At 63.4% G+C, this 20,840-nt stretch carries 17 protein-coding genes, 1 tRNA gene and 3 pseudogenes; 12 read left to right on the top strand and 9 right to left on the bottom strand.

Features of this window, described 5'->3' with window-relative positions; translation table 11 throughout:
- Positions 1–236: 236 nt before the first annotated feature.
- The 11 genes and pseudogenes from SPYCW_RS09755 (at position 237) to SPYCW_RS09705 (ending at position 8,650) form a co-directional block, all read left to right on the top strand.
- Entirely contained in the window at positions 237–920 is a 684-nt protein-coding gene (locus SPYCW_RS09755; protein WP_120216620.1) for a hypothetical protein, read from the top strand.
- On the top strand, positions 917–1,933 hold the full coding sequence (locus tag SPYCW_RS09750; RefSeq protein WP_015459205.1) for a hypothetical protein: 1,017 nt from the start codon (positions 917–919) through the stop codon (positions 1,931–1,933). The genes SPYCW_RS09755 and SPYCW_RS09750 overlap by 4 nt, the downstream gene beginning before the upstream one ends.
- On the top strand, positions 1,930–2,946 hold the full coding sequence (locus tag SPYCW_RS09745; RefSeq protein ID WP_015459206.1) for a helix-turn-helix transcriptional regulator: 1,017 nt from the start codon (positions 1,930–1,932) through the stop codon (positions 2,944–2,946). Before SPYCW_RS09750 ends, SPYCW_RS09745 begins: the two co-directional genes overlap by 4 nt.
- Positions 2,943–3,590 carry a hypothetical protein gene (locus SPYCW_RS09740; protein WP_015459207.1) on the top strand — a complete coding sequence of 216 codons (648 nt, stop codon included), beginning with the start codon at positions 2,943–2,945 and terminating at the stop codon, positions 3,588–3,590. The genes SPYCW_RS09745 and SPYCW_RS09740 overlap by 4 nt, the downstream gene beginning before the upstream one ends.
- 13 nt (positions 3,591–3,603) lie before the next feature.
- Positions 3,604–4,293 carry a hypothetical protein gene (locus tag SPYCW_RS19150; RefSeq protein ID WP_197715631.1) on the top strand — a complete coding sequence of 230 codons (690 nt, stop codon included), beginning with the start codon at positions 3,604–3,606 and terminating at the stop codon, positions 4,291–4,293.
- A gap of 24 nt (positions 4,294–4,317) precedes the next feature.
- A pseudogene (locus SPYCW_RS19285) lies at positions 4,318–4,428 on the top strand (NYN domain-containing protein); the annotation flags it as partial.
- Positions 4,429–4,499: 71 nt separating this feature from the next.
- Positions 4,500–5,281 (top strand): annotated as a pseudogene (locus tag SPYCW_RS09725) (IS5 family transposase).
- Positions 5,280–5,945: pseudogene (locus SPYCW_RS09720) on the top strand (NYN domain-containing protein); the annotation flags it as partial. The pseudogenes SPYCW_RS09725 and SPYCW_RS09720, both read left to right, overlap by 2 nt.
- Positions 5,942–6,703, top strand: coding sequence for a GIY-YIG nuclease family protein (locus SPYCW_RS09715; RefSeq protein WP_015459210.1), 762 nt, complete (start codon positions 5,942–5,944; stop codon positions 6,701–6,703). The pseudogene SPYCW_RS09720 and the gene SPYCW_RS09715, both read left to right, overlap by 4 nt.
- Before the next feature lie 24 nt (positions 6,704–6,727).
- Entirely contained in the window at positions 6,728–7,807 is a 1,080-nt protein-coding gene (locus SPYCW_RS09710; RefSeq protein WP_232014658.1) for a competence protein CoiA, read from the top strand.
- Positions 7,808–7,906: 99 nt separating this feature from the next.
- On the top strand, positions 7,907–8,650 hold the full coding sequence (locus SPYCW_RS09705) for a PGN_0703 family putative restriction endonuclease (RefSeq protein WP_015459212.1): 744 nt from the start codon (positions 7,907–7,909) through the stop codon (positions 8,648–8,650).
- Positions 8,651–8,888: 238 nt separating this feature from the next.
- On the opposite strand, the gene SPYCW_RS09700 is transcribed toward SPYCW_RS09705, so the two are convergent.
- The 6 genes from SPYCW_RS09700 to SPYCW_RS09675 all read right to left on the bottom strand — a co-directional run bounded on the left by SPYCW_RS09700 (position 8,889) and on the right by SPYCW_RS09675 (position 14,596).
- Positions 8,889–8,964: transfer RNA gene (locus tag SPYCW_RS09700), tRNA-Lys, on the bottom strand.
- A 112-nt stretch (positions 8,965–9,076) separates the two neighbouring features.
- Entirely contained in the window at positions 9,077–10,183 is a 1,107-nt protein-coding gene (gene rodA, locus SPYCW_RS09695) for a rod shape-determining protein RodA (RefSeq protein WP_120216618.1), read from the bottom strand.
- Entirely contained in the window at positions 10,180–12,087 is a 1,908-nt protein-coding gene (mrdA, locus tag SPYCW_RS09690) for a penicillin-binding protein 2 (protein ID WP_120216617.1), read from the bottom strand. Before mrdA ends, rodA begins: the two co-directional genes overlap by 4 nt.
- Positions 12,088–12,105: 18 nt before the next feature.
- Complete coding sequence (locus SPYCW_RS09685) at positions 12,106–12,630, bottom strand: rod shape-determining protein MreD (RefSeq protein ID WP_120216616.1); 525 nt, start codon at positions 12,628–12,630, stop codon at positions 12,106–12,108.
- Entirely contained in the window at positions 12,627–13,532 is a 906-nt protein-coding gene (mreC, locus tag SPYCW_RS09680; protein ID WP_120216615.1) for a rod shape-determining protein MreC, read from the bottom strand. Before mreC ends, SPYCW_RS09685 begins: the two co-directional genes overlap by 4 nt.
- Before the next feature lie 17 nt (positions 13,533–13,549).
- Positions 13,550–14,596: a rod shape-determining protein gene (locus SPYCW_RS09675; protein WP_120216614.1), complete on the bottom strand. Its 1,047-nt coding sequence runs from the start codon at positions 14,594–14,596 to the stop codon at positions 13,550–13,552.
- Between the two features lie 197 nt (positions 14,597–14,793).
- Between SPYCW_RS09675 and mutL the strand changes: the two genes are divergently transcribed.
- Positions 14,794–16,617 carry a DNA mismatch repair endonuclease MutL gene (gene mutL, locus SPYCW_RS09670; RefSeq protein WP_120216613.1) on the top strand — a complete coding sequence of 608 codons (1,824 nt, stop codon included), beginning with the start codon at positions 14,794–14,796 and terminating at the stop codon, positions 16,615–16,617.
- A gap of 3 nt (positions 16,618–16,620) precedes the next feature.
- On the opposite strand, the gene SPYCW_RS09665 is transcribed toward mutL, so the two are convergent.
- From SPYCW_RS09665 to SPYCW_RS09655, 3 genes are read right to left on the bottom strand one after another with little or no spacing between them, the layout of a single operon-like run.
- Complete coding sequence (locus tag SPYCW_RS09665) at positions 16,621–17,814, bottom strand: alkaline phosphatase family protein (RefSeq protein ID WP_120216612.1); 1,194 nt, start codon at positions 17,812–17,814, stop codon at positions 16,621–16,623.
- A gap of 42 nt (positions 17,815–17,856) precedes the next feature.
- Positions 17,857–19,422, bottom strand: a complete 1,566-nt coding sequence (locus tag SPYCW_RS09660) for an alkaline phosphatase D family protein (RefSeq protein WP_120216611.1) — start codon at positions 19,420–19,422, stop codon at positions 17,857–17,859.
- Positions 19,423–19,480: 58 nt separating this feature from the next.
- A complete protein-coding gene (locus SPYCW_RS09655; protein ID WP_197715630.1) occupies positions 19,481–20,803 on the bottom strand; it encodes a hypothetical protein in 1,323 nt (440 codons plus the stop codon).
- Positions 20,804–20,840 lie beyond the last annotated feature (37 nt).

The following is a 20,840-nucleotide window of genomic DNA, read 5'->3' as shown; positions in this document are numbered from 1 at the left end:
CAGTCAGTAAACTAAATGATCTTGCTACGCCGACTTGGCGCACAGGATCGTGAATCTTGTGACTATTGGCAGCCCCCTACGAGTACCGCTCATACAAGCCTTTTGATGATCGGATGCAAGATGCCCGAACGGCATTTTGATCGGATTCAAGCTTGCTGCGACCGGTTCTGTCGTGGAGACTGTCTGCAAGGTCCGACCGGAAGCCCGGATTCGGCCGAGGGCGGCGGGGGAAATTCATGGGATTGTTCAACCGGATCTTTGCCGGGCAAAAGATCGACGAATGGGCGTCCGATTACACCCTCGTCGCTGCGAGAACGCTCAATCAGGTTGCGGCCGATCTGATCGTTTCTGCCGAGGATGAGATTGCCAAAGTCGGCCTGAAAGACGGGCTGTTCAGCCAGGCCACCTTCATCCAGGAGCGTATCGCGCCAATGGTGCGATCCGTGGCGGAACCCGTCGCCATTGATATCCTTGACGAAGCGAACACGGCTCTCCTTGAACTGGTTGAGGAGCAGGCCGTTTGGGTGCGGGGGCCAGAGCATGCGGAGGAACCGGAAGGTGCCTTCGAGGGGGCAAGGGATGTCGCGGTGGCCGCGGTTCCGTTGGCCGCGGGGGTGGCTACCGTTGCTGCCCTTCCATTCGCAGCCGTAACGACCACGACGGCCTGGCTCGGGTTGGTGACCACCACAGCTATAAGTTGGCCGGTGGTGCTGGGTGGCGGTGCCCTTGCCGGATTGGGTCTTGCTACCGGCGTTTTCAACACAGCTAAGATACGCGATCGCACGTTGGTCCGTCTGCGAAAGCGGGTGCGAGGGTTCATCGTCGCCTCGCTGATCGACGGAAGCGAACAGTCTCCTGCAATCCTGCAGCAACTCGCGACCGAATTTAACCGAGCCGCCAAGCGAGCGAAGTCCCTATGATCGGCTCGCTTGCCAACACGCTGCTGCGCGAGATCCCCGGTCACCTTCTGGCCGGCGTTGCCTCGGGCGAATACCGCGTCTCCGGCTCCATCATCCAGTCCGTCACCTCGGGAAGGATCGTCGGGCATTTGCAAGAGACCTCGGCGCTCTCTTCGTTGCTGAGTTCCGGTCCCCTGGCGTTGCCCCAGTTGGCGCTCGAGGCCGTGAGCGTCGTCCAGAACGAACAGATCAAGGCTGCGATCGCGGTGGTTCAGTCGCTGCAGGTCGCCAACCTTGCATTGAGCGGCATATCGATTGGGGTGTCGATTGCGGGAACCGCCCTGCTTGCCCGTCGGATCGCGCGCGTTGAGCAGAAGGTCGATGCCATTCTTCCCGGACTAGCAGCGATTGCACGAGGGATTGATGGTCTGCGAACCGAGCGAATTGCGGAAGATTTTACACGGCTTCGCACTCTGGCCGACCAGGTCGAGGAAGCATGGCTTCCATCCGCCACCCACACCGAATGGACGGCTATTGCCCGGGACTCCCATTTTCTCGCAGACAGCTTCGAACGCCGTGCCCGTGACCTTGACGATGCCAGTGATCGTCTTTGTGGCGAACCCTTCGTGGATGCCTATGCATTGGCTTCGGGACTGCGCATTACCGCGAGGTTGGCCGCAGGCCAGGATGACATGGCGCGTCAGGCCGCTACGGCTCGTACCCACACGCTTCTGGCGCTTGGCGAGCCCGTGCGCCTTGGCCGGTTGGTCCTCGCAGCTTCGCCAGACAATGACCTGGCGGCAACGCCGCAGTGGCAAGAGCGAATGGATCAGCGAACCGAAGACTTTCGCACCATCGTCAAATCAGCGCGCGAACGCGAACTCGCAGCGGCCGCCAGCGTGGAGACGCTGGAAGAATTGGCAAGGCAGGAGATCTCCGGACGTGACTGGCTGGAAGCCTCGCGATCCGAGGAAAGCAGCCCTCTGCTATTCCTGCCGGTAGGCCCCTTCGAACTGCAAGGGGAAACGCCATGACCCAGAGGATGGCCAAGCTCGATCGCACGCTGAAGCTCGTTCATATGCTGTGCGACAGCGGGGAAGGCCTGACCCTGGACGAGATGGCTGCCGGGCTCGGGGTTACTAGGCGAACCGCCGAGCGCCTGCGCGACGTGATCGCGCTTCATTTCGATGTCGTCGAGGACAGCGATGGACGAACCAAACGTTTTCGCATTCGAGACGCGCTGAGGCGGGTGTACACGCGTCCCACGGCTGCCGAGATCGCGGCACTCCAGGCTGAAGCCGACGCTCGCAATCGCGAGATGGCACCTCAGGCAGCACTGCTCTCCAGCCTGCTCGACAAGACAAAAGCTGCATTGGATGATCGCGAGAAGCGAAGGGTCGATCCGGACTTGGAAGCCTTGGTACGCCTTCAGCGCAGCAGGGTTCCCGCCGGCCCGGCCGTCGTCGCCGACCCGGAAAATCTGGCCGCTATACAGGGCGCCATCATGGCAGGGCAATGTGTGGAATTCGATTATCGCGCTGACGGGGCTGATATCTCACGATGGCGCCGCGTGATACCTTTTGGCCTAGTGCATGGTCCGATCACGTACTTGGTCGGCAAAATGCCCGATCGAGATGCCGACCCTGTGCCCTTCCGTCTGGATCGGATGAAAAACGTGCGTGCGGCCAACACGTCGGGACTGCCTCCAGACGACTGGGACCTCGACCAGTGGCTGTCACAAAGCTTTGGCATCTGGCGGGAGGAAGATCACGCAGTCGTGTTGCGCGTGCTCCCATCCTCCGTCGAACGCGCACGGCAATGGCGCTTCCATCCCGCTCAGGAACTGGAAGAAACGGCTGAGGGCCTAACCGTAAGGTTCAGGGCTGGCGGCCTCCGAGAAATTGCCGAGCATCTTTTTACATGGGGCGGGGAGGTAGTGATCGAAGGCCCCGACGCGCTCCAAGCGGTTATGCGGGAGCGACTGGAGGCGGCCAGCGCATGCCTGCGACCGCTTTTGACGCAGCACGACGTTAGGGCAGGGACATGAGAAAGCCCGATTCTGTTTCTGCGCTCGCTGATTTCGGCCGCGTTCGGTTGTCGAAGTCATTCTTCATGCGCGATTTCCTATTCTCCGACATTGCAGCGGTACATGGCCTGAGCAACGTGCCCGACGACCCTGATCTGGCGATCGCCGCGGGAAGCAGGCTTTGCGAGGAACTGCTCGAGCCGTTGCAGGATAGGTTTGGCCGCATCGCCATTCGTTCCGCGTTTCGGTCGTGCGAAGTGAACGGGCTGGGCAACGAGTTGCAGGCCGCAGGGAAGAGCGGGTATAATTGTGCTTCTAACGAAGCCAATTTTGCCGGGCACATTTGGGATCGACGCGATGCCAAAGGCCGGATGGGTGCCACGGCGTGCGTCGTCGTTCCAGCATTTTGGGACGCATTCCAGGCAGAGGGGGATTGGCGCAAGCTTGCCTGGTGGATCCACGATCACCTGCCCTATTCGAGCCTCTATTTCTTCCCGAAGTTCTGGGCCGTGAACATCGCCTGGTGCGAGGAGCCGGAGCGACGGATCGACAGCTATACCTATCCCAAGGGCTGTTTGACCAAGGTGGGCATGCCGAACAATTCCGGATCACACGAGCAGGATTGGGCTGGCATCGAGGCAGCAATGGCCCGCGGATTTGCGTGAAGGGGAACCGGGCATGATGATTCCAGGTCAGCTGATCACCGCCGTCGATATGGCCATCGCGAGCGGAATCGATCCCAAGCGTTTTCGCGCAGCCCTTAGAGCTGCGGGCCTCGGCTGGCATCCGCACAACGGGCGTTGGGAGGTCGTGAGAGGAAGTGATCAGCACCATGACATGGAAAGGGTCATGGCTCGGCTGGGTGGAGGAGACTCCGACATCCGGTCAACGTCCAAGGCGGCGCAAGACGTTTCCCGGACAGCAATCCGCGACGAGCAATATGTGCTCGATCTCTGCGATGCGGTTCTCGGACTGAAGGCCGTCCGCCAGCATTGCTTTCCGTTTCTAACCGGAGATCCTGATCGGCGTGGTTACCGGAAGCCTCTGCCTGTCGACGGCTTTTACCCGGCTCTCAGCCTCGTCGTGGAATATCATGAGCGCCAGCACCGCGAACGCGTGGGATTTTTCGACGACAAGCCGACGGTTTCCGGCGTGCCTCGGGGCGAGCAGCGCCGACGATATGATGAGCGTCGCGCCGATTTGCTGCCGAAGCATGACTATAGGCTAATCGTTCTCGAGGTGGATGAATTTGCCCATGACAGAGCCAAGCGCCTGCTCAGGCATTGCAACGACAAAGAGATCGTAAGCAGACGCCTTCGCGACTTCAGGACACAGGTCGGCTCAGGTTCAGTTTTATCTGCTGATTAATGCAAAATGAGGCATGGTGTGTAAATGGCTACTGAACCACGTGCCCCCAGACTTGCCGTATTGATTGATGCGGACAATGCCTCTTCGCGAATCGCGCCCCGTCTCTTTGAAGAGATTGCGAAAATCGGCGAAGCTAGGCCGTGTTGACAAAAGGGATTCCCAATCGCGTCGACTTCTGATTCAAGACTGCTTTTTGAGGAGCAGTCATGGGTCGCGGGGATTTGTCGGAAGCGGAGTGGGATCTGATTGGGCCGCTGCTGCCGCCTGAGCGCGGTCGTTGGGCGCGGCCGGCGGGCGATAACCGGCGGTTCCTCAATGGAATGCTTCACGTGCTGCGGGTCGGCTGCCCCTGGCGCGACATGCACGAGCGCTACGGCAAGTGGAACTCGGTCTATGTCCGCTTCCGGCGCTGGGCCGAACAGGGTGTCTGGGATGCCCTGCTGCAAACACTGGTCGATCTGGGTCTAACCGACGACTGGCAACACATGATCGACAGCACCAGCGTTCGCGGCCACGTCTCGGCAGCGGGCGGAAAAGGGGGGCTTGTGCGAACGCTCTTGGTCGATCACGCGGCGGCTTTACGAGCAAAATCCACGCCCGCTGCGACAATCAAGGACTGCCTGTCGGCTTCATCCTGACCGGCGGCGAGGCTTCCGATTACACTGCTGCCGAACCGCTGATGGCGATCCCCGTCGCCACACCCAAGGCGCTGCTCGCGGACAAGGGATATGATGGTGATCGCTTCCGGGAAAGCCTGCTGGTCCGGGGCATCCTGCCGATCATCCCGCCTCGCTCGAACCGCAAGGTGCCAGAGCATCCCGACTATCGCCGCTACAAGGACCGCAACCGCGTCGAGCGCATGTTCGGCAAGCTAAAACAGCAACGACGCATTGCAACACGCTATGACAAAACCCTGCTCTCGTTCGAGAGCTTCCTCAACCTCGCCGCCATGCGACTATGGCTGAAATCTTTTGTCAACACGACCTAGCGTGCGGCGCATTTATGGCGATTTTTCCGGAACCAGGCTGAAGTCCTGGGCCGACGTCCTCGCGACACATGCCATCAAGGCGCACCAGAACTTTGCGTACACCAGCGGCAAAAATGCCTCGGACATAGCCTTGGTCATTGACGCGATGGACCTGCTGCATACCGGCAGGTTCGATGGCTTTTGCCTTGTTTCTTCCGACAGCGACTTCACCGGACTGGCATCGCGCATTCGCGAGCAGGGCGTCGATGTTTATGGCTTCGGGGAACAGAAGACCCCGGAAAGCTTCCGCCAAGCCTGCCACAGGTTCATCTATTCCGAAAACCTGTTGCCGGAGGCACCAACGCCGGACGAGCCAGAACGGCCTGATACGCGCCCCGCGAATGTCAAGAAGCCGCCGACTGCTGCGGCACCATTGATCCGGACTGCGATCTCGCAGCTGGACGATGAGGCAGGTTGGGTTCCCCTCGGCCGGGTGGGCCAGCGCCTGGCTGCGCTCGCGTCTGACTTCGACCCAAGAACGTATGGCCAGAGCAAACTCAGCGATCTGGTTGAAAAGGCCGGGGGGTTTGAGTCGCGCAGGACCGACGCCGGCCACCTCCAGATTCGCGTGCTCCCGAATTCCAAGGCGAAGACGCCCAAGGCAAAGCAGTCTAAACCTGCATGACCGAAGAGCTACCCGAACTCTTACTTTCCCAGATCGCCGATGGCGGCTTCGTCCACGCCGGTAGGTGGGACTTGAACGCCCAAGGGATGCTGATTTTTGCGGGCAATGCGCCGAAGCATCCCGGCGTCTACATTTTCGTGCAGGCCGGAAGCGCGCGGTATGTCGGCGTTGCGTCGAGAAGCCTTGCACGGCGGCTTTATATGTACGGCCGCCCCGGCGTCAGCCAGCGAACCAATATTCGCTTGAATGCGGCTCTCCGAGACGAGCTCGCAAACGGCAACATTGTCGACGTCTATGTGGCGAACCCGCCCGACCTCAAATGGAATGGGTGGACAGTGTCTGGCGCTGAAGGTCTCGAAGCCGCGATCATTCGCAGCTTCCGATTGCCCTGGAATCAGCGTGGAACAGTGCCTGCGGTGATACCCTCTGCATCGACGGAACTCCCGCAGGCCAATTCGTCCGATAGCACGCACGCCTTCGGATCCGCTGCTCCCGACCAGAGAACGAAAACCGCCGACCGCATTCGCGACTATGCCGAGAGCCGGTTCTTCGATCCGGCCCGGGATGCCGGCCGGTCCATTGTTGAAATCTCAGCACGGGAAATTCACGATGCGCTCGGGCTGCGCAACGCGTTCCCCTCGGTTTGCCAGGCACTCAGCGGGAGAAAGATCGCTGAACTGTGCCGGGTGAACCTCACCCGACGAATTGGCCCCAGCAACAGTTCGACGACTGCCTATGTTTACGAATTGCTCGAATAGCATGGCCTGTGCCTGCCAAAGCACGTGGACATCGCCGCTCGCGTCGTCTCGCTGATCTCGCCGGGGGCTACAGTGGCGCTGCGATGTATCGACACACATTCAGGCAAGAGCCTTCATGCGTTCGAATTTGCGCCACAGGATTGGCAGGCTCTTGCCGCCCAAAATGCGCGCGAACGGCATCTCCGCGCACCTTGCTGTCAGGCCGAGATAATACTCAGGCGTTCCAAACTCGGCACCCAGCACTTCGTTCACAGGTTTCGCGGCGCCTGCACGAGCTCACCGGAAAGCGAAGACCATCGTCAAGTGAAGCGTGTGATTGTCGAAACGGCGATAGCCGGTGGCTGGAACGCAGTGGCGGAATTCGACGGGCTGAGCAGCGACAGTGAGCCATGGAGGGCCGACGTGCTGCTGACCAAGGGGCGCGTCCGCATCGCAATCGAGGTGCAATGGTCGAGGCAGAGCCAAGATGAGACCGCTCGCCGACAGTCCCGTTACGCTTCGTCCGGCGTACGCGGTCTCTGGCTCTTTCGGCAACCGCGTTTTGACACTTCCGAGGAGATTCCTGCTGTTCGAATCAGCGGCAACCCATTCGATGGTTATGATGTCTTCGTTCCGACCGGCGCCGGCGAGCAGGTTCTGCCACTCTCGTCGTGCATTTCTGCTGCCTTGAACCGGCAGTATCAATTTGGCCTGCCGCTCGGCGCGGCGGCGGACGTTGAGGTCCGTTGCGGCAATTTGGATTGCTGGAAGTGCGGGGCCGAGACGCAGATCATCACTGGACTCGATATCAGCATTGGTCCCCATAAGCTCTCGGCGACCATCCCAGATCTCGGCAATTGCCCTGATCTCGTGCGGAGGACCTTGCAGGCGATCCCTGCACAAGCATCGCTTGGCCGTATCATGCACCGCAACAGCCGAGAGGCTGGTTTTCGTTACCTGAGCAACGGATGCGCCCACTGTGGCGCTCTGATCGGCGCTCACTACGAATATCAGGCCTGGGACCGTCAGGATGTCGTGGCGAGGTTCCCCACCGTTGTCGATGAACGGATGCGGCAATTGGCGATCGACCTCGGCGACGAACCGGGATGGGGTGTCCATAGGTAGAGGATCATCAACCGGGAGCCACCCACTTTGACCGCGTGCAGTTGCGGTTTGCAGGTCTGAGCTACGACCGCTTCTGACGGATGCCCGAAGTATGAGGCGATGATGAGTGAACTGTTTCTCCCAGGAGTGCCAGCTGACCTGGTCCGCCTGTCATTAGATAGGGCGGGTGGTAACGAACTCGCCTCCGGTAAATTCGCCAGTCCCGAAAGCAGCGCCGCTTTGGCGGCGAATGGGTTTGGCTGGTTCATGGAGAGGCCAAGCCTGCTCCCGGCTTTCCCCGGGCTCGATGACATCAAATGGCGACCCCTCTCGGTCGAGATTGAGCGCCAGATGCGCTTTCCTTGGCAGGGCGGTCGTCACCCTTGGCTTGATGCCGCCGTTGTGACCGAAACCCATCTCATCGGGGTGGAATCCAAACGATACGAGCCATTTCGTGACAGGAAGCAAGCCGCTCTGGCTCAAGCGTATGACCGCGATGTTTGGGGCGAGGCTATGGAGCCTTGGCTGGCCATGCGCGATGCCTTGCGAAAGGATCCGCTCACCTATCGCTACCTTGATGCAGCGCAGCTCGTGAAGCACGCTTTTGGACTCTCGACCGAAGCCAGGCGTGTCAGTCGAGCGCCGGTCTTGCTGTATCTCTACGCCGAGCCATCGCGTGTGGCTGCCTTCGCTTGTTCAGACCATCGCGCGGAAATCGAAGTCTTCTCTGCCGCAGTGCGCGGCGCACGTGTTCGCTTTGCTGCGACGAGTTGGGCCGACTGGCTGGATCGCTTTGCTGTGTCGGCCGCGCCCCCTGCGGTAAAGGCGCATGCCGAAGCTCTGCGTCTCAAATTTCAACCATAGATCGGCGAGCTAAGTCGCACATTGGTGCGAAGATCTGCTTTCGAGCTGGTGCAGCCCTTCCTGCCCTCCAGCGACGCCAGACAGGCGGGCCATTTCGAGGCCACGATTCTCCTGCGGAGCCACAACCGAAAAAATAATCGACAGCTAGCGGTGCTACCTAGGCAGCTACCTAGCGCGACGACGTATCGTCTTGGCCCAAATTCCAGGCCGTGTAAGTTATTGATATAATGCAGGAAAGTGGTGGACGCACTAGGGCTCGAACCTAGGACCCGCTGATTAAGAGTCAGCTGCTCTACCAACTGAGCTATGCGTCCACTGCCGGATTTCGGCGCACTTGGCGGCGGCGAGCTATGCTCTTTGCTGCGAAGCGAGCGGCCCGCTATCATGCCATTCGGGGGAACGCAATGCCTCTGCCAAAGATTTTTCTCAATGCAGGCGGCGTGTGCCCGTTTTGCTGTCGTTTTCGATCGCCAGCATGATGCCGACGCACGTCATGATCGTCAGCATCGACGACCCGCCATAGGAAAAGAGCGGCAACGGAATGCCGACCACCGGTGCCAGCCCCATCACCATCATCAGGTTGATCGCGATGTAGAAAAAGATCGTCATGGTGAGCCCCGTCGCGGTCAGCTGGCCAAAGCGGGTGCGTGCTTTCAGCGCGACGCGCGTTCCCCAGCGCAGCAGGAGGAAAAAGGCAAAGAGCAGCCCCAGACCGCCGATCAGCCCCCATTCTTCGGCCATCGTGGCGAAGATGAAGTCGGTGTGGCCTTCGGGCAGATAGTCGAGATGGCTCTGCGACCCGTTGAGAAAGCCCTTGCCGCCGACCCCGCCCGATCCGATCGCGATCTTCGACTGGCTAATATGATAGCCGGCGCCGAGCGGATCGCTTTCAGGGTCGAGAAAGATGAGCACGCGCTTTTGCTGATAATCGTGAAGGAACGAGAACAGCACGGGCAGCGCCGCCGCCCCGGCGATCGCGGTGCTGCCGAACCACCAGAAGGGCAGGCCCGCGACGAACATCACCACGACGCCGCCGATGCAGATCGACAAGGCCGTGCCAAGGTCGGGTTGCAGCATGACGAGCGCGGCGGGCAGTCCGATCATGATCAGTGCCGGCCACAGCGCGGTCCAGCTGCGCGTATTCCCAGGCGGCAACTGGGCGTAGAAGCGCGCCAGGGCGACGACGATCGTCACCTTCATCAACTCGGAGGGCTGGAGGTTCATGAAGCCGAGGTTCAGCCAGCGCTGGCTGCCCCCGCCGACAAAGCCGAGCAATTCGACCGCGATCAGCAGGACGAGCACGCCGATATAGGCAATGTACGAAAAATCCTCGAAAATGCGGATCGGCAGGCGCCCGATCACCATCGCGACGGTCAGGAACACCAGAAAGCGGATGGTCTGCTGCATCGCCCACGGCGTGAAACTGCCGCCCGCGGCCGAATAGAGCACCAGAATGCCAAAACCCGTGATGGCGCTGAGCAGCGCGATCAGTTTCCACGGAATGCGCTGGATGGCGGGCGGCACGACGATCATTGTGGCAGCTCCGGATTGGGATCGCTCGACGCACCGGATTTCCACGCGGCATAGTCGCGGTCCATCCGCTCCTTGATATTGCCGCCCCAGCCAGCCTCGAACGTCTCCAGCGCTTCCATCGCCTTTTCGCGGTCGTAGAGGAAGGTGAAGATGTCCTTGGCGATCGGGGCTGCGGCGCGCGATCCGCCCATGCCATGCTCGATGACCACCGATGCGGCATAACGCGGGTTTTCGACCGGCGCGAAGCAGACGAACAGGCCGTGGTCGCGATATTTCCACGCCCCGCTCTGACCGCGCGAGCCCGAGGCGAGGCCGCGCACCTGCGCCGTGCCGGTCTTGCCGCCCATGGTGATGCCGTCGAGCGGCAGGCGGCTGCGCACCGCGGTACCCGCGCCGTTGACGACCCGGTCCATGCCCGAACGCGCAACGGCCAGCGCCTCGGCCGAAAAGGGCAGTGGCTCGTTGCGAAATTCGCGGTTGATCAGACGCGGATACAGCCGCCTCCCCGACGCGATCCGCGCCGTCATCACCGCCAGTTGCAGCGGATTGACGCTGACATAGCCCTGGCCGATCACCGCGTTCAGCGAATCCGACGCCGACCATTTCTGGTCGTACCGGCGCATCTTCCACGCGCTGTCGGGGATGGTGCCGTACCGCTGGTTGCTGCCCGCCAGCTGAAATTCCTCGCCCAGCCCAAGCAGCTTGGCGGTGGGCGCCATCGCGTCATAGCCCAGCCGGTGCGCCAGCCAGTAGAAATAGCTGTTGCAGCTTTTTTCGATCGCGGTCGCCATGTCGACGCTGCCGTGTGTGCCGAGGCAGCGAAAGAAGCGGCTGCCGAGCCGATAGCCGCCGATGCAGGTGTGGCGTTCTCCGGGGTCGACGCCGTGCTGGACCGCGGCGATCGCGGCCATCGGCTTCAGCGTCGACCCGGGGGGATAGAGCCCGCGCGTCGCCTTGTTGATCAGCGGCTGGTGGTCGTCGGCGCGCAGCCAGCTATATTCGCTGTTGCTGATCCCGTCCGAAAAGCTGTTCGGATCGAAACTGGGCATCGAAATGAACGACAGGATGTCGCCGGTCAGGCAGTCGATAACGACGACCGCGCCCGATTCGCGGCCCATGCGCCGCGCCGCATATTCCTGCAGATCGGCGTCGACCGTCAGATGGACGGTCTTGCCCTGGACGTCGGGCTGGGTGTCGAGATCGCGGACGATCTTGCCGCGCGCGGTCACCTCGACGCGCCGCGCGCCCGGCTTGCCCTTCAGCATCGACTGGAAATATTTCTCCAGCCCATCCTTGCCGATCTTGTACCCCGGCGTGATGTACAGCGGATCCTTCGCCTTCTGATATTCCTCGGCATTCGGTGCGCCGACATAGCCGATCAGATGGCCGACCGCCGCGCCGGTCGGATAATTGCGGGCGAAGCCGCGCTGCGGCGCGATGCCCGGCAGCTCGGGCAGGCGGACGAGGATCGAGGCATATTCGGCCTCACTCATGTCTTCGGCGACCGCGACCGGCTGGAACCCCGATGCGGCTTTCAGATCGCGGTTGATCCGCTCCATCGTGTCGCCGTCGAGGCGCAACAAGGTCCGGAGCTGCCCGAGCACGAAGTCGCGATTGTGCAGGCGGTCGGGGATGATGTCGATGCGCAGCGAGACGCGATTGTTGGCCAGCGCCTTGCCATGGCGGTCGACGATCCAGCCGCGACGCGGCGGGATGAGCGTCAGGTTGACGCGGTTGCTTTCCGATTCCAGCACATAACGATCATTGTCGATGACCGAGATATAGGTCATGCGCGCCGCCAGCGCGAGCCCGACCGCCGCCTGCGCGCCGCCGACGACCAGCGCGCGGCGGGTGAAGGTGATACCCCTCCAGGCTTCGGTAATGGGTGGGTTCTTGCGCGGCATTGCTTCTGACTAAGGCGATTATCGGCGTTTCAGGCGGAAATTGTCAAACTTGCCGGTCAGCCGCATGAACAGCGGCACCAGCAGCGCCGAGATGATGATCTGCGGCACGACCAGCCCCAGCACGCGTCCCGTCGCCGCGCTCGGATGAACGATCAGCGCCGCCAGCGACTGGATAACCGCGATCAGCAAGGCTGCAATCGCCCAATCGTGCAGAAAACCGCGCCAATAGATGCGCTGCGACGAATAATGGATCGCGATGCTGGCGAGCGTCCACAGCCCGACTGCGGTGCCGATCGGCTGGCCGCTGAACAGATCGTCCCACAGCCCCAGCGGCAGGCCGATCCACACCGGCCACATTTCGGTGCGAAGTAATTGCCAGCAGAGGAAAAACAGCAGCCCAAGCGGTGGCAGCACCGGCGAGTTGGCGACGAGCGGCAGCATCAGCGGCAGCGCCGAAGCGATCATCACGGTCGCCACCGGCACGATCCGCATGCGCCACAGCGAAGCCGGTTCGCCCAAACGCGGCGCGGCGCGGTTGTTCATGGGGTGGGGCCTGCGGCAGTTGGGGGCGGCGGGGCAGGGGCGGGCTGAGCCTCGATATTGTCGGGGGTGTAGGGGCGCAGCACCGACACCGCATCGACCTTGCCGGGGTCGGCGAGCGGGCGCGCCAACGCCCCGTCATCCTGTCGCCGCACGACGATCGCGACCGGGATATTCGGCGGATACAGGCCGCCGGTCCCCGACGTGACCAATATGTCGCCGGGCTTGAACGGATTGTTGGCGATGTTGAGGGTGCGCACGTCGAGATCGCCATTGCCGCGGCCATAGGCCAGCGCGGGCAGGCCGTCGCGCGCGCGGCGGACGGGGACGATATTGTCGACGTCGGTCAGCAGCAGCACCTGCGACACCGAAGGGCCGCTACTCAACACGCGCCCGATCAGCCCGTCAGCGCCGCGCACCGGCTGGCCTGCGACGACCCCGAGATTGCGCCCGATGCTGAGCAGCGCGATGCGCTTGCTGCTCGTCGAGGTCGAGGTGAGGAGATAGCCGTTGGCGAGCGCGGTCTTGTCGGTTTCCTGCAATTTGAGCAGCGCCTTCAACTGGCGGTTCTCTTCCTGCAAGGTGCTGGTGGCGACCAGTTCACGGCGTGTTTCGGCCAGTTCGCTGCGCAGCCGCCGGTTCTGCGATCCGGCGCTGACATAGGCGCCGACGCTATCGTCGATGCCTGAGATCGACCCGATCACCGACCGCGACACGCGCGCCACCGGCGCGGTGATTTCCTGGCTTGCCAGGCGAAGCTGGGCAAAGCCAACGGGGTCAACGACCGACAGGATCGCCAGAAGCAGCCCGGCGACGGCCCCCGTCACCGCGATGACATAGGCCGCGAACAGGCTATACTGGGCCTTTCGGGATTGCCCCGGACGTCGATGTACCGGGCGGACCATGAAGCGTCTTTACCCGATCAGGCTTGCTGCAACACGCCGCGGAAGGCAGGGTCTTCCATCGCGCGGCCCGTGCCGATCGCGACGCAGGTCAGCGGGTCTTCCGCAACCGTCACTGGCAGGCCGGTTGCTTCCTTCAGCAGTTCGTCGAGTTCGGCGATCAGCGCGCCGCCGCCGGTCAGCACGATGCCCTGATCGACAATATCGGCGGCCAGTTCGGGGGCGGTATTTTCCAGCGCGATCCGCACGCCTTCGACGATCGTGCCGATCGGTTCGGACAGCGCTTCGGCGATCTGCGCCTGATTGATCGAGATTTCCTTGGGCACGCCGTTGACGAGGTCGCGGCCCTTGATGTGGATCGTCATGCCGGTCCCGTCGGCGGGGATGCGCGCGATCCCGAAATCCTTCTTGATCCGCTCGGCGGTCGCTTCGCCGATCAGCAGATTGTGGTGGCGGCGGACATAGCTGACGATCGCTTCGTCCATCTTGTCGCCCCCGGCGCGGACCGAGGTGGTGTAGGCGAGGCCGCGGAGCGAAAGCACTGCAACTTCGGTCGTGCCGCCGCCGATGTCGACGACCATCGACCCGATCGGTTCGGTGACCGGCATGTCGGCGCCGATCGCGGCCGCCATCGGTTCCTCGATCAGCCATACTTCGCTGGCACCCGCATTCGATGCGGCGTCGCGGATCGCGCGGCGTTCGACGCTGGTCGATCCCGAGGGGACACAGATCACGATTTCGGGGCTGCGGAACGCATTGGGCTTGCCGCCATGCACCTTGGTGATGAAGTGCTTGATCATCTGTTCGGCGACGTCGATGTCGGCGATCACGCCGTCGCGTAAGGGGCGGATCGCCTCGATGCTGTCGGGGGTCTTGCCCATCATCAGCTTGGCGTCGTCGCCGACCGCCTTCACCCGCTTGATCCCGTTGACCGTTTCGACCGCAACGACCGAAGGCTCGTTGAGCACGATGCCCTTGCCGCGTACATAGACGACCGTGTTCGCGGTGCCGAGGTCGATGGCCATGTCTTGGGAATTGAATTTCAACCAGCGAGAAAAGAAGGACATCAGATTAAGTTTCCCTGTCATCGACGCCGACCCTCAGGGAAGGGCGCGCCGCCGTCGTCATTGAACCCGCGCGCCCGACCGGGGACAGGACCAATCAGGGAGAGATTCCGGCTCGGCCGACGGGGGCTGGCTGGACAATATGATAAGGCTGTGCGGGTGGGTCGCGATTTGCGTCCGACTGCGCTAGGACAGGCGTCATGTCAATACGTCGCCTGCCCGAAACGCTGGTAAATCGGATCGCAGCCGGTGAAGTGGTCGAAAGACCCGCCGCGGCGCTGAAAGAACTGGTCGAAAACGCCATCGACGCCGGTGCGAGTCGCATTTCGGTGCGAATCGCCGAGGGCGGAATATCGCGGCTGGAGGTTGAGGATGACGGCTGCGGCATGACCGCTGCCGACATGGCGCTCGCGCTCGAACGCCATGCGACCTCGAAGCTGCCCGACGACGCGATCGAGGATGTCACCACGCTGGGTTTTCGCGGCGAGGCGCTACCGTCGATCGCCAGCGTTGCGCGGCTGACGCTGGAAAGCCGCGTCGCGGGCGGCGACGGCTGGCGGCGCGTGGTCGACAATGGCGCACTGGTCGCCGAAGGACCGGCGGCACTCGCCAACGGCACCCGCGTCACGGTCGAGGATCTGTTCGCGCGCGTCCCGGCGCGGCGCAAATTCCTGCGCAGCGCGCGCAGCGAATATGCCGCCTGCCTCGACGTCGTGAAGCGGCTGGCGATGGCGCGTCCCGACGCTGGGTTCGTGATCGAGCATGACGGGCGGCGCGTGCTCGACGTGCAGGGCGGGCAGGATCAATTGAGCCGCGTCGCGGCGCTGACGCAGCGCGATCTGGCGGCGAACAGCATCGGCGTCGATCTTGATCGCGGTGATGTGCATATCGGCGGCGTGATCAGCCTGCCGACCTACAATCGCGGCATTGCGGACCATCAATATCTGTTCGTCAACGGTCGCCCGGTGAAGGATCGGCTGCTCGTCGGGGCACTGCGCGGTGCCTATGCCGACCTGCTCGCGCGCGATCGTCATCCGGTCGTCGCGCTGTTCCTCGAGGTACCCGGCGACGAGGTCGACGTGAACGTCCACCCGGCGAAGACCGAGGTCCGCTTTCGCGACCCGCAGCTGATCCGCGGGATGATCGTCGGCGGCCTCCGCCGCGCGCTCGACGAGCATGGCTTTCGCAGCGTCCAGCGCCCGGCCGAGGCGGCGCTGGCGGCGTGGCAGCAGGAACCGGTTGCACCGGCGCCGCCCGCGCCGACGCTATTCGCCGCGCACTACCCCCATCCGCACGCCCCAGCGACGCACCTGTTCGGTGCCGACACCGATCCCGCCACCCATGCGCTGGTGCGCGACCGCACCGTCGATTTCGCGCCGCCGCGAGACACGCTGCCGATGGGCCGCGCCGAGGCCGCGACCGCCCCGGTGCCGCACGCCGACGCGCACCCGCTCGGCATCGCGCGCGGGCAGATCGCGAAAACCTATATCGTGGCCGAGGCCGAGGACGGGCTGGTGATCGTCGACCAGCACGCCGCGCACGAACGGCTCGTGCTCGAACAACTCCGCCGCGGGATGAGCGGGCAGGCGGTGCCAAGCCAAGGCCTGCTGCTCCCCGAGGTCGTCGAACTCGACGAACCCGCCTGCGACCGGCTCGAGGCCGCGGCGGCACAACTCATGGCGCTCGGGGTCGAACTTGAACGCTTCGGCCCCGCTGCGGTGATGGTCCGCGCGACCCCGGCGATGCTCGGCGCGATCGACTGCCGCAAACTCGTCACCGACATCGCCGATGATCTGGCGGGCTATGACGCCGCGCTGGGGCTCAACGAGCGGCTCGAACTGGTGGCCGCCACCATGGCCTGTCACGGCTCGGTCCGCGCCGGCCGCACCCTCAGCGTCGCCGAAATGAACGCGCTGCTCCGCACGATGGAGGTCACGCCGCATTCGGGCCAGTGCAACCACGGCCGCCCGACCTGGGTCAAACTGGCAATGGACGATGTGGAGAAGCTGTTCGGGCGCAAATAGCCGTCAGCGGCGACGTTCCGCCAGAACCCCCACCGCGTCGCTGGCAAGCGGCGGCACGCCCAGTAACGCCATCAGCAGCGGATAGACCTCGATATTGTCGACCGTGCCGACATCGCCCGACAGTCCGCTGCCATGCGCGATGAATAGCGCCAGCATCTCGGGATCGCGATTGTCATAACCGTGCGCGCCGCCCTTCACCGGCCAGGGCGGCGGACCGGCGAGGATCGACCAGCCGGGCTCGGCGATGCAGATGATCGCCGCGACGCGCGGGTTGCGGCCATAGTGGAGCTGCTTCGGCAGCTCGTCGCGGCGATGGCACGTCATATGCGCGTGCGGTTTCAGCAATGCCTGCGCAACGCGGTCGTCGGTCCCGGCGGCGGGCTCGATCGCGGCGTAGGGGCCAACCTCGACCGCGATGATGCTGGCGAGGTCGATCAGGTCGGCGAGCTGGATCACCCGGCTTTCGTCGGTCGCGCGCATGCCATGATCGGCGACGATCAGCAGCCGGGCGGGCTGCCCGAGGTCCGCCAGCCCCGCGACCAGGGCGCCGATGCGGCCATCGACATCGGCGATGGCGGCGTTGACCTCGGCGCTGTCGGGGCCAAAGCGGTGGCCGGCATCATCGACTGCCTCGAAATAGAGGGTGACAAACGCCGGGCGGATTGCGGCGGGGCGGCGCATCCAGTCGAGCACCGTTGCGATGCGCTGCTCATAACCGACGTGCCGATCGTAGCGGAGCCAATCGGCGGGCCGTGTGCCGCCGATCGCAACCTCGCTGCCCGGCCAGAACATCGTCGCGCTGCGCACCCCCGCTTTTTCCGCGGTCACCCACGCGGGTTCGGCCTGATCCCACCAAAAGGGATCGAGCGACTGTTTTGGGTCGCCCAGACTGAACTTTTCGCTGGGTCGCCGCGGGTCGATCATATTGTTGCCGACGATGCCATGGTTATCGGGGCGCTTGCCGGTGACCATCGCATAATGATTGGGAAAGGTCTTGGTCGGGAACGACGGGCGCAGCTTGCCGCGCGCCCCCTCGGCGGCGAGCCGCGACAAGTTGGGGGTGATCCCGCGATCGAGATAATCGGCGCGGAACCCGTCGATCGAGATCAGGATCGTGACCGGCGAACGCTCGCCATCCTGCGCCCGCGCGGTAATGGGCAGGCAGAGGGCGAGCAGCAAGAGATACAGGCGCGTCATGCGCGGTCCGCTATGACAGCGATGTGACCGCCCGGCGACAAGTCACGCCATCTTGATCCCGGCAACGTCGCGTTCGACGATGCCCGTCGCGCGCTTCGACAGCGTGTTCACCGGCGTCGTCACCTTGTCGACGACCATGAAATGCGTCTGCCATGCTTCGCGCCCGACCTCGCACACCAGATAGCCGCGCTGGTCGTTGGCGAATTTCAGTTCGGGGTTTTGACCGAGAAAAACATCGGTGCCGTTGCGCCTGTCGCTGCCGTCGCCGCCGCTGGAGATTGAGGTCGCGACAAATTCGGCGCCGACGACCTTGTCCTTCAAAACCAGGTCGCCGCAGAAATTCTGATGTTCGTCGCCGGTCAGCACGACACAATTCTTGAGCCCGCCCAGCCGTGACAATATGCGCTCGCGCGGCGCTTCATAGCCCGCCCAGCTGTCGAGATTGACGATTTTCTTCGGCTCGTCGGGCTTGCGCCGCCGGTCGAGCGACATCATCGTCACCTGCTGCGCCAGCGCGTTCCACGTCGCGCCGCCCTTCGCCAGATTGCGGTTCAGCCAGTCCTCCTGCGCGCGGCCCAGCACTTGCGCGTCCTTGGCGAACACTTCGGGGCAGGCGGGTTTGAACCCGTCGCCGCACGGCTGGTCGTCGCGGTACTGCCGCGTGTCGAGCAGCTGCATCGCCATCAGATCGCCGTAGCGAAACTCGCGGTTCATCGCGGCCATCCCGCCGCGCGGCAACAGCGCCTTGCGCACCGGCATATGTTCGTACCAGGCCTGCATCGCCGCCTGCTTTTTCAGCATGAACACCTCGGGCGACGGTGCGTCGGGATCGTTGCCGGGCAGGTCGAGCGCCCAATTGTCGATGTCGGATACCCAGTCGTTGATGATCTCGTGATCGTCGAAACTCGACAGATGCGCGTGGACCGAGCGTACCGCCTGCTGGTCGATGTCGAGCAAGGTTTGCGCATAGGCGGCGCGGAAATCGGTGACGTCGAACAGCGCGCGCTGCTCGTACCGCCGCACGGGGCGTATCGGCAGGCCGCTGTCGTACAGATAATTCTGCTGATACTCGTAAATGAAGTCGCCATAATGATAGACGAAGGCCAGGTCTTCGCGCGCCATGTGGCGATAAGCGCCGTAAAATCCGGATTCGAAATGCTGGCACCCGGCGACCCCGAATTTCAGCGCATCGACCTTGGCGCCGGGGGCGGGCAGGGTGCGCGCGCGCCCGCGCAGGCTGCGCTCGCCCGCAGCGGTAAAGCGGTAATAATAAGGGCGGTCGGGCAACAGTCCTGCGACCTCGACATGGATGCTGTGCGCGAGTTCGGGGCGCGCCAGCTCGGTGCCCTTGGCGACGACATCGCGGAACGCCGTGTCGCTCGCGACCTCCCATTCGACCGGCACATTGGTGAGCGGCATGCCGCCGTGGCGCTCCATCGGTTCGGGGGCAAGGCGGGTCCAGATGACGAAACCGTCGCTCGCCGGATCGCCCGCCGCGACGCCCAGCTTGAACGGAAAGTCGCGCAAGATGCCCTGCGCGCGGACGATCGCGGGCGCGGCAAGGCCGGCGAGGGTCGCCCCGGCAAGGAAGTGGCGGCGGTTGTACATGGCTGGGCTCCGTTGGCGCGCGAATCGCTAGCCTTCGATAGCCCAGCCATGGCTTTCATCAATGGCCGATGCTCAATCGCGCAAAGAGTGTCGCGCCGATCGGGTTCCTGCCATAGGCGGCGTCAAGCGCGCGCGGCTTGTCGAACGCGGCGATGCTGCCGCCGAGCGCCAGATTGAGCGGCCCGCTGATCGGTAGCCGATAGGCATAGCCCGCCTGAAATTTCGACACGCGGAACGGCACGTCGTGCAGCGGATCGTCATGGTCGGGGAACAGCTCGTCATTCTTCACATTTTCGATCCGCCCGAACAGCGTGTGATGATCGTCGATGTTCCAGTTCACTTCGGCTAGCCAGGCGGTCAGCGTGGCGCCGGGGTCGCGGTTCTTGGCGCTGAACGCGCCGGTCGCCGACAGGCCGCGCCCGTTGTTCCAATGGATGCTCGCGGTCGTGCGATGCTCGTTCTCGCCGGGATGGAACGCCTCGGGCTCTTTCAGGAAACCGTGGCTGACCTGCATTGCCAGCGATCTTGAAGGGTTCCAGGTCCCGCGCAACGACCAGCTGTCGAACCGCGGGGTTTCGATCCCCCACCGTTCTTCATTGGGCTCGCGGCCGGTAAAGACCGATCCTTCGACCTGGAACTGCGGGGTCGCGTAACCCAGCGTCGCGACGCCATAGGTGATGTGCGTCGAATCGAACCAGTGATGCGTGATCGGCGCCTCGGGATTATAGCGCGCGCTGCTGCGGTGCATGAAGGCGCTGGGGCCGATCGCCGGTTCGCCGACCGGACCGCCATAGACGAACAGGCGGGCGTTATCGCCGACGTTGACGTCGATCCGCGCCGCCAGCTCCATGAAAAGGTCGTGCGGATGCTGGCGGTCGACCAGCGGCTCGCCGCCGGCGGTCTCGCCGGTCGCAAACAGGTTGGGATAGCCGCGGTTCGACATCAGCGGCTCGAGGCTCAGCATCGATTTCAGCTGGATGCGGCCCCATTCGGTCGTCTTCTCGCCCGATAGCATCGCCATCGACTGGACATAGGCCTTGTCGTCGCCGCGCGGCCCCGACTGGTCGGTATAGACGCCCCAGGCAAAGCCGTGCGCCATGACCATCCACTCGTCGTCGGCATCGATGTGCAGGCCGCTGTGGCCGCCCTCGTTGGCGGGCAGGCGTGCGGTGCCGGATCCTTCGGCGGGGGTGGCCGACGGGCCGTGGCTCGTCGTGCCATGATCCATCGCGCCATGATCGACAGGATCGGCGGCTGTGGGTTCGGCGGCGGGCATCATATGCCCGGCATGGGGTTCATGCGCGCTATGGTCCTGCGCGGCGGCGGACAGCGGGAAGAGGGCGAGCGCGGCAGCGCCCGCCAGCAAAGGCGTTTTCAACATCATTATCGTCCTGACAGGATCGGAAATTCGGGGTTTG

It is taken from the genome of Sphingopyxis sp. EG6 (assembly GCF_003609815.1).
GTDB lineage: Bacteria > Pseudomonadota > Alphaproteobacteria > Sphingomonadales > Sphingomonadaceae > Sphingopyxis.
Note: the sequence above shows the minus strand (reverse complement) of the source record. Positions and strands in the feature narration are given on the sequence as shown.

Bases quoted from the DNA above. Each gene is read 5' to 3' on its own strand.
- SPYCW_RS09755 (WP_120216620.1), top strand. From the start codon at position 237: ATGGGATTGTTCAACCGGATCTTTGCCGGGCAAAAGATCGACGAATGG.
- SPYCW_RS09750 (WP_015459205.1), top strand. From the start codon at position 917: ATGATCGGCTCGCTTGCCAACACGCTGCTGCGCGAGATCCCCGGTCAC.
- SPYCW_RS09745 (WP_015459206.1), top strand. From the start codon at position 1,930: ATGACCCAGAGGATGGCCAAGCTCGATCGCACGCTGAAGCTCGTTCAT.
- SPYCW_RS09740 (WP_015459207.1), top strand. From the start codon at position 2,943: ATGAGAAAGCCCGATTCTGTTTCTGCGCTCGCTGATTTCGGCCGCGTT.
- SPYCW_RS19150 (WP_197715631.1), top strand. From the start codon at position 3,604: ATGATGATTCCAGGTCAGCTGATCACCGCCGTCGATATGGCCATCGCG.
- SPYCW_RS09715 (WP_015459210.1), top strand. From the start codon at position 5,942: ATGACCGAAGAGCTACCCGAACTCTTACTTTCCCAGATCGCCGATGGC.
- SPYCW_RS09705 (WP_015459212.1), top strand. From the start codon at position 7,907: ATGATGAGTGAACTGTTTCTCCCAGGAGTGCCAGCTGACCTGGTCCGC.
- rodA (WP_120216618.1), bottom strand. From the start codon at position 10,183: ATGATCGTCGTGCCGCCCGCCATCCAGCGCATTCCGTGGAAACTGATC.
- mrdA (WP_120216617.1), bottom strand. From the start codon at position 12,087: ATGCCGCGCAAGAACCCACCCATTACCGAAGCCTGGAGGGGTATCACC.
- SPYCW_RS09685 (WP_120216616.1), bottom strand. From the start codon at position 12,630: ATGAACAACCGCGCCGCGCCGCGTTTGGGCGAACCGGCTTCGCTGTGG.
- mreC (WP_120216615.1), bottom strand. From the start codon at position 13,532: ATGGTCCGCCCGGTACATCGACGTCCGGGGCAATCCCGAAAGGCCCAG.
- SPYCW_RS09675 (WP_120216614.1), bottom strand. From the start codon at position 14,596: ATGTCCTTCTTTTCTCGCTGGTTGAAATTCAATTCCCAAGACATGGCC.
- mutL (WP_120216613.1), top strand. From the start codon at position 14,794: ATGTCAATACGTCGCCTGCCCGAAACGCTGGTAAATCGGATCGCAGCC.
- SPYCW_RS09665 (WP_120216612.1), bottom strand. From the start codon at position 17,814: ATGACGCGCCTGTATCTCTTGCTGCTCGCCCTCTGCCTGCCCATTACC.
- SPYCW_RS09660 (WP_120216611.1), bottom strand. From the start codon at position 19,422: ATGTACAACCGCCGCCACTTCCTTGCCGGGGCGACCCTCGCCGGCCTT.
- SPYCW_RS09655 (WP_197715630.1), bottom strand. From the start codon at position 20,803: ATGTTGAAAACGCCTTTGCTGGCGGGCGCTGCCGCGCTCGCCCTCTTC.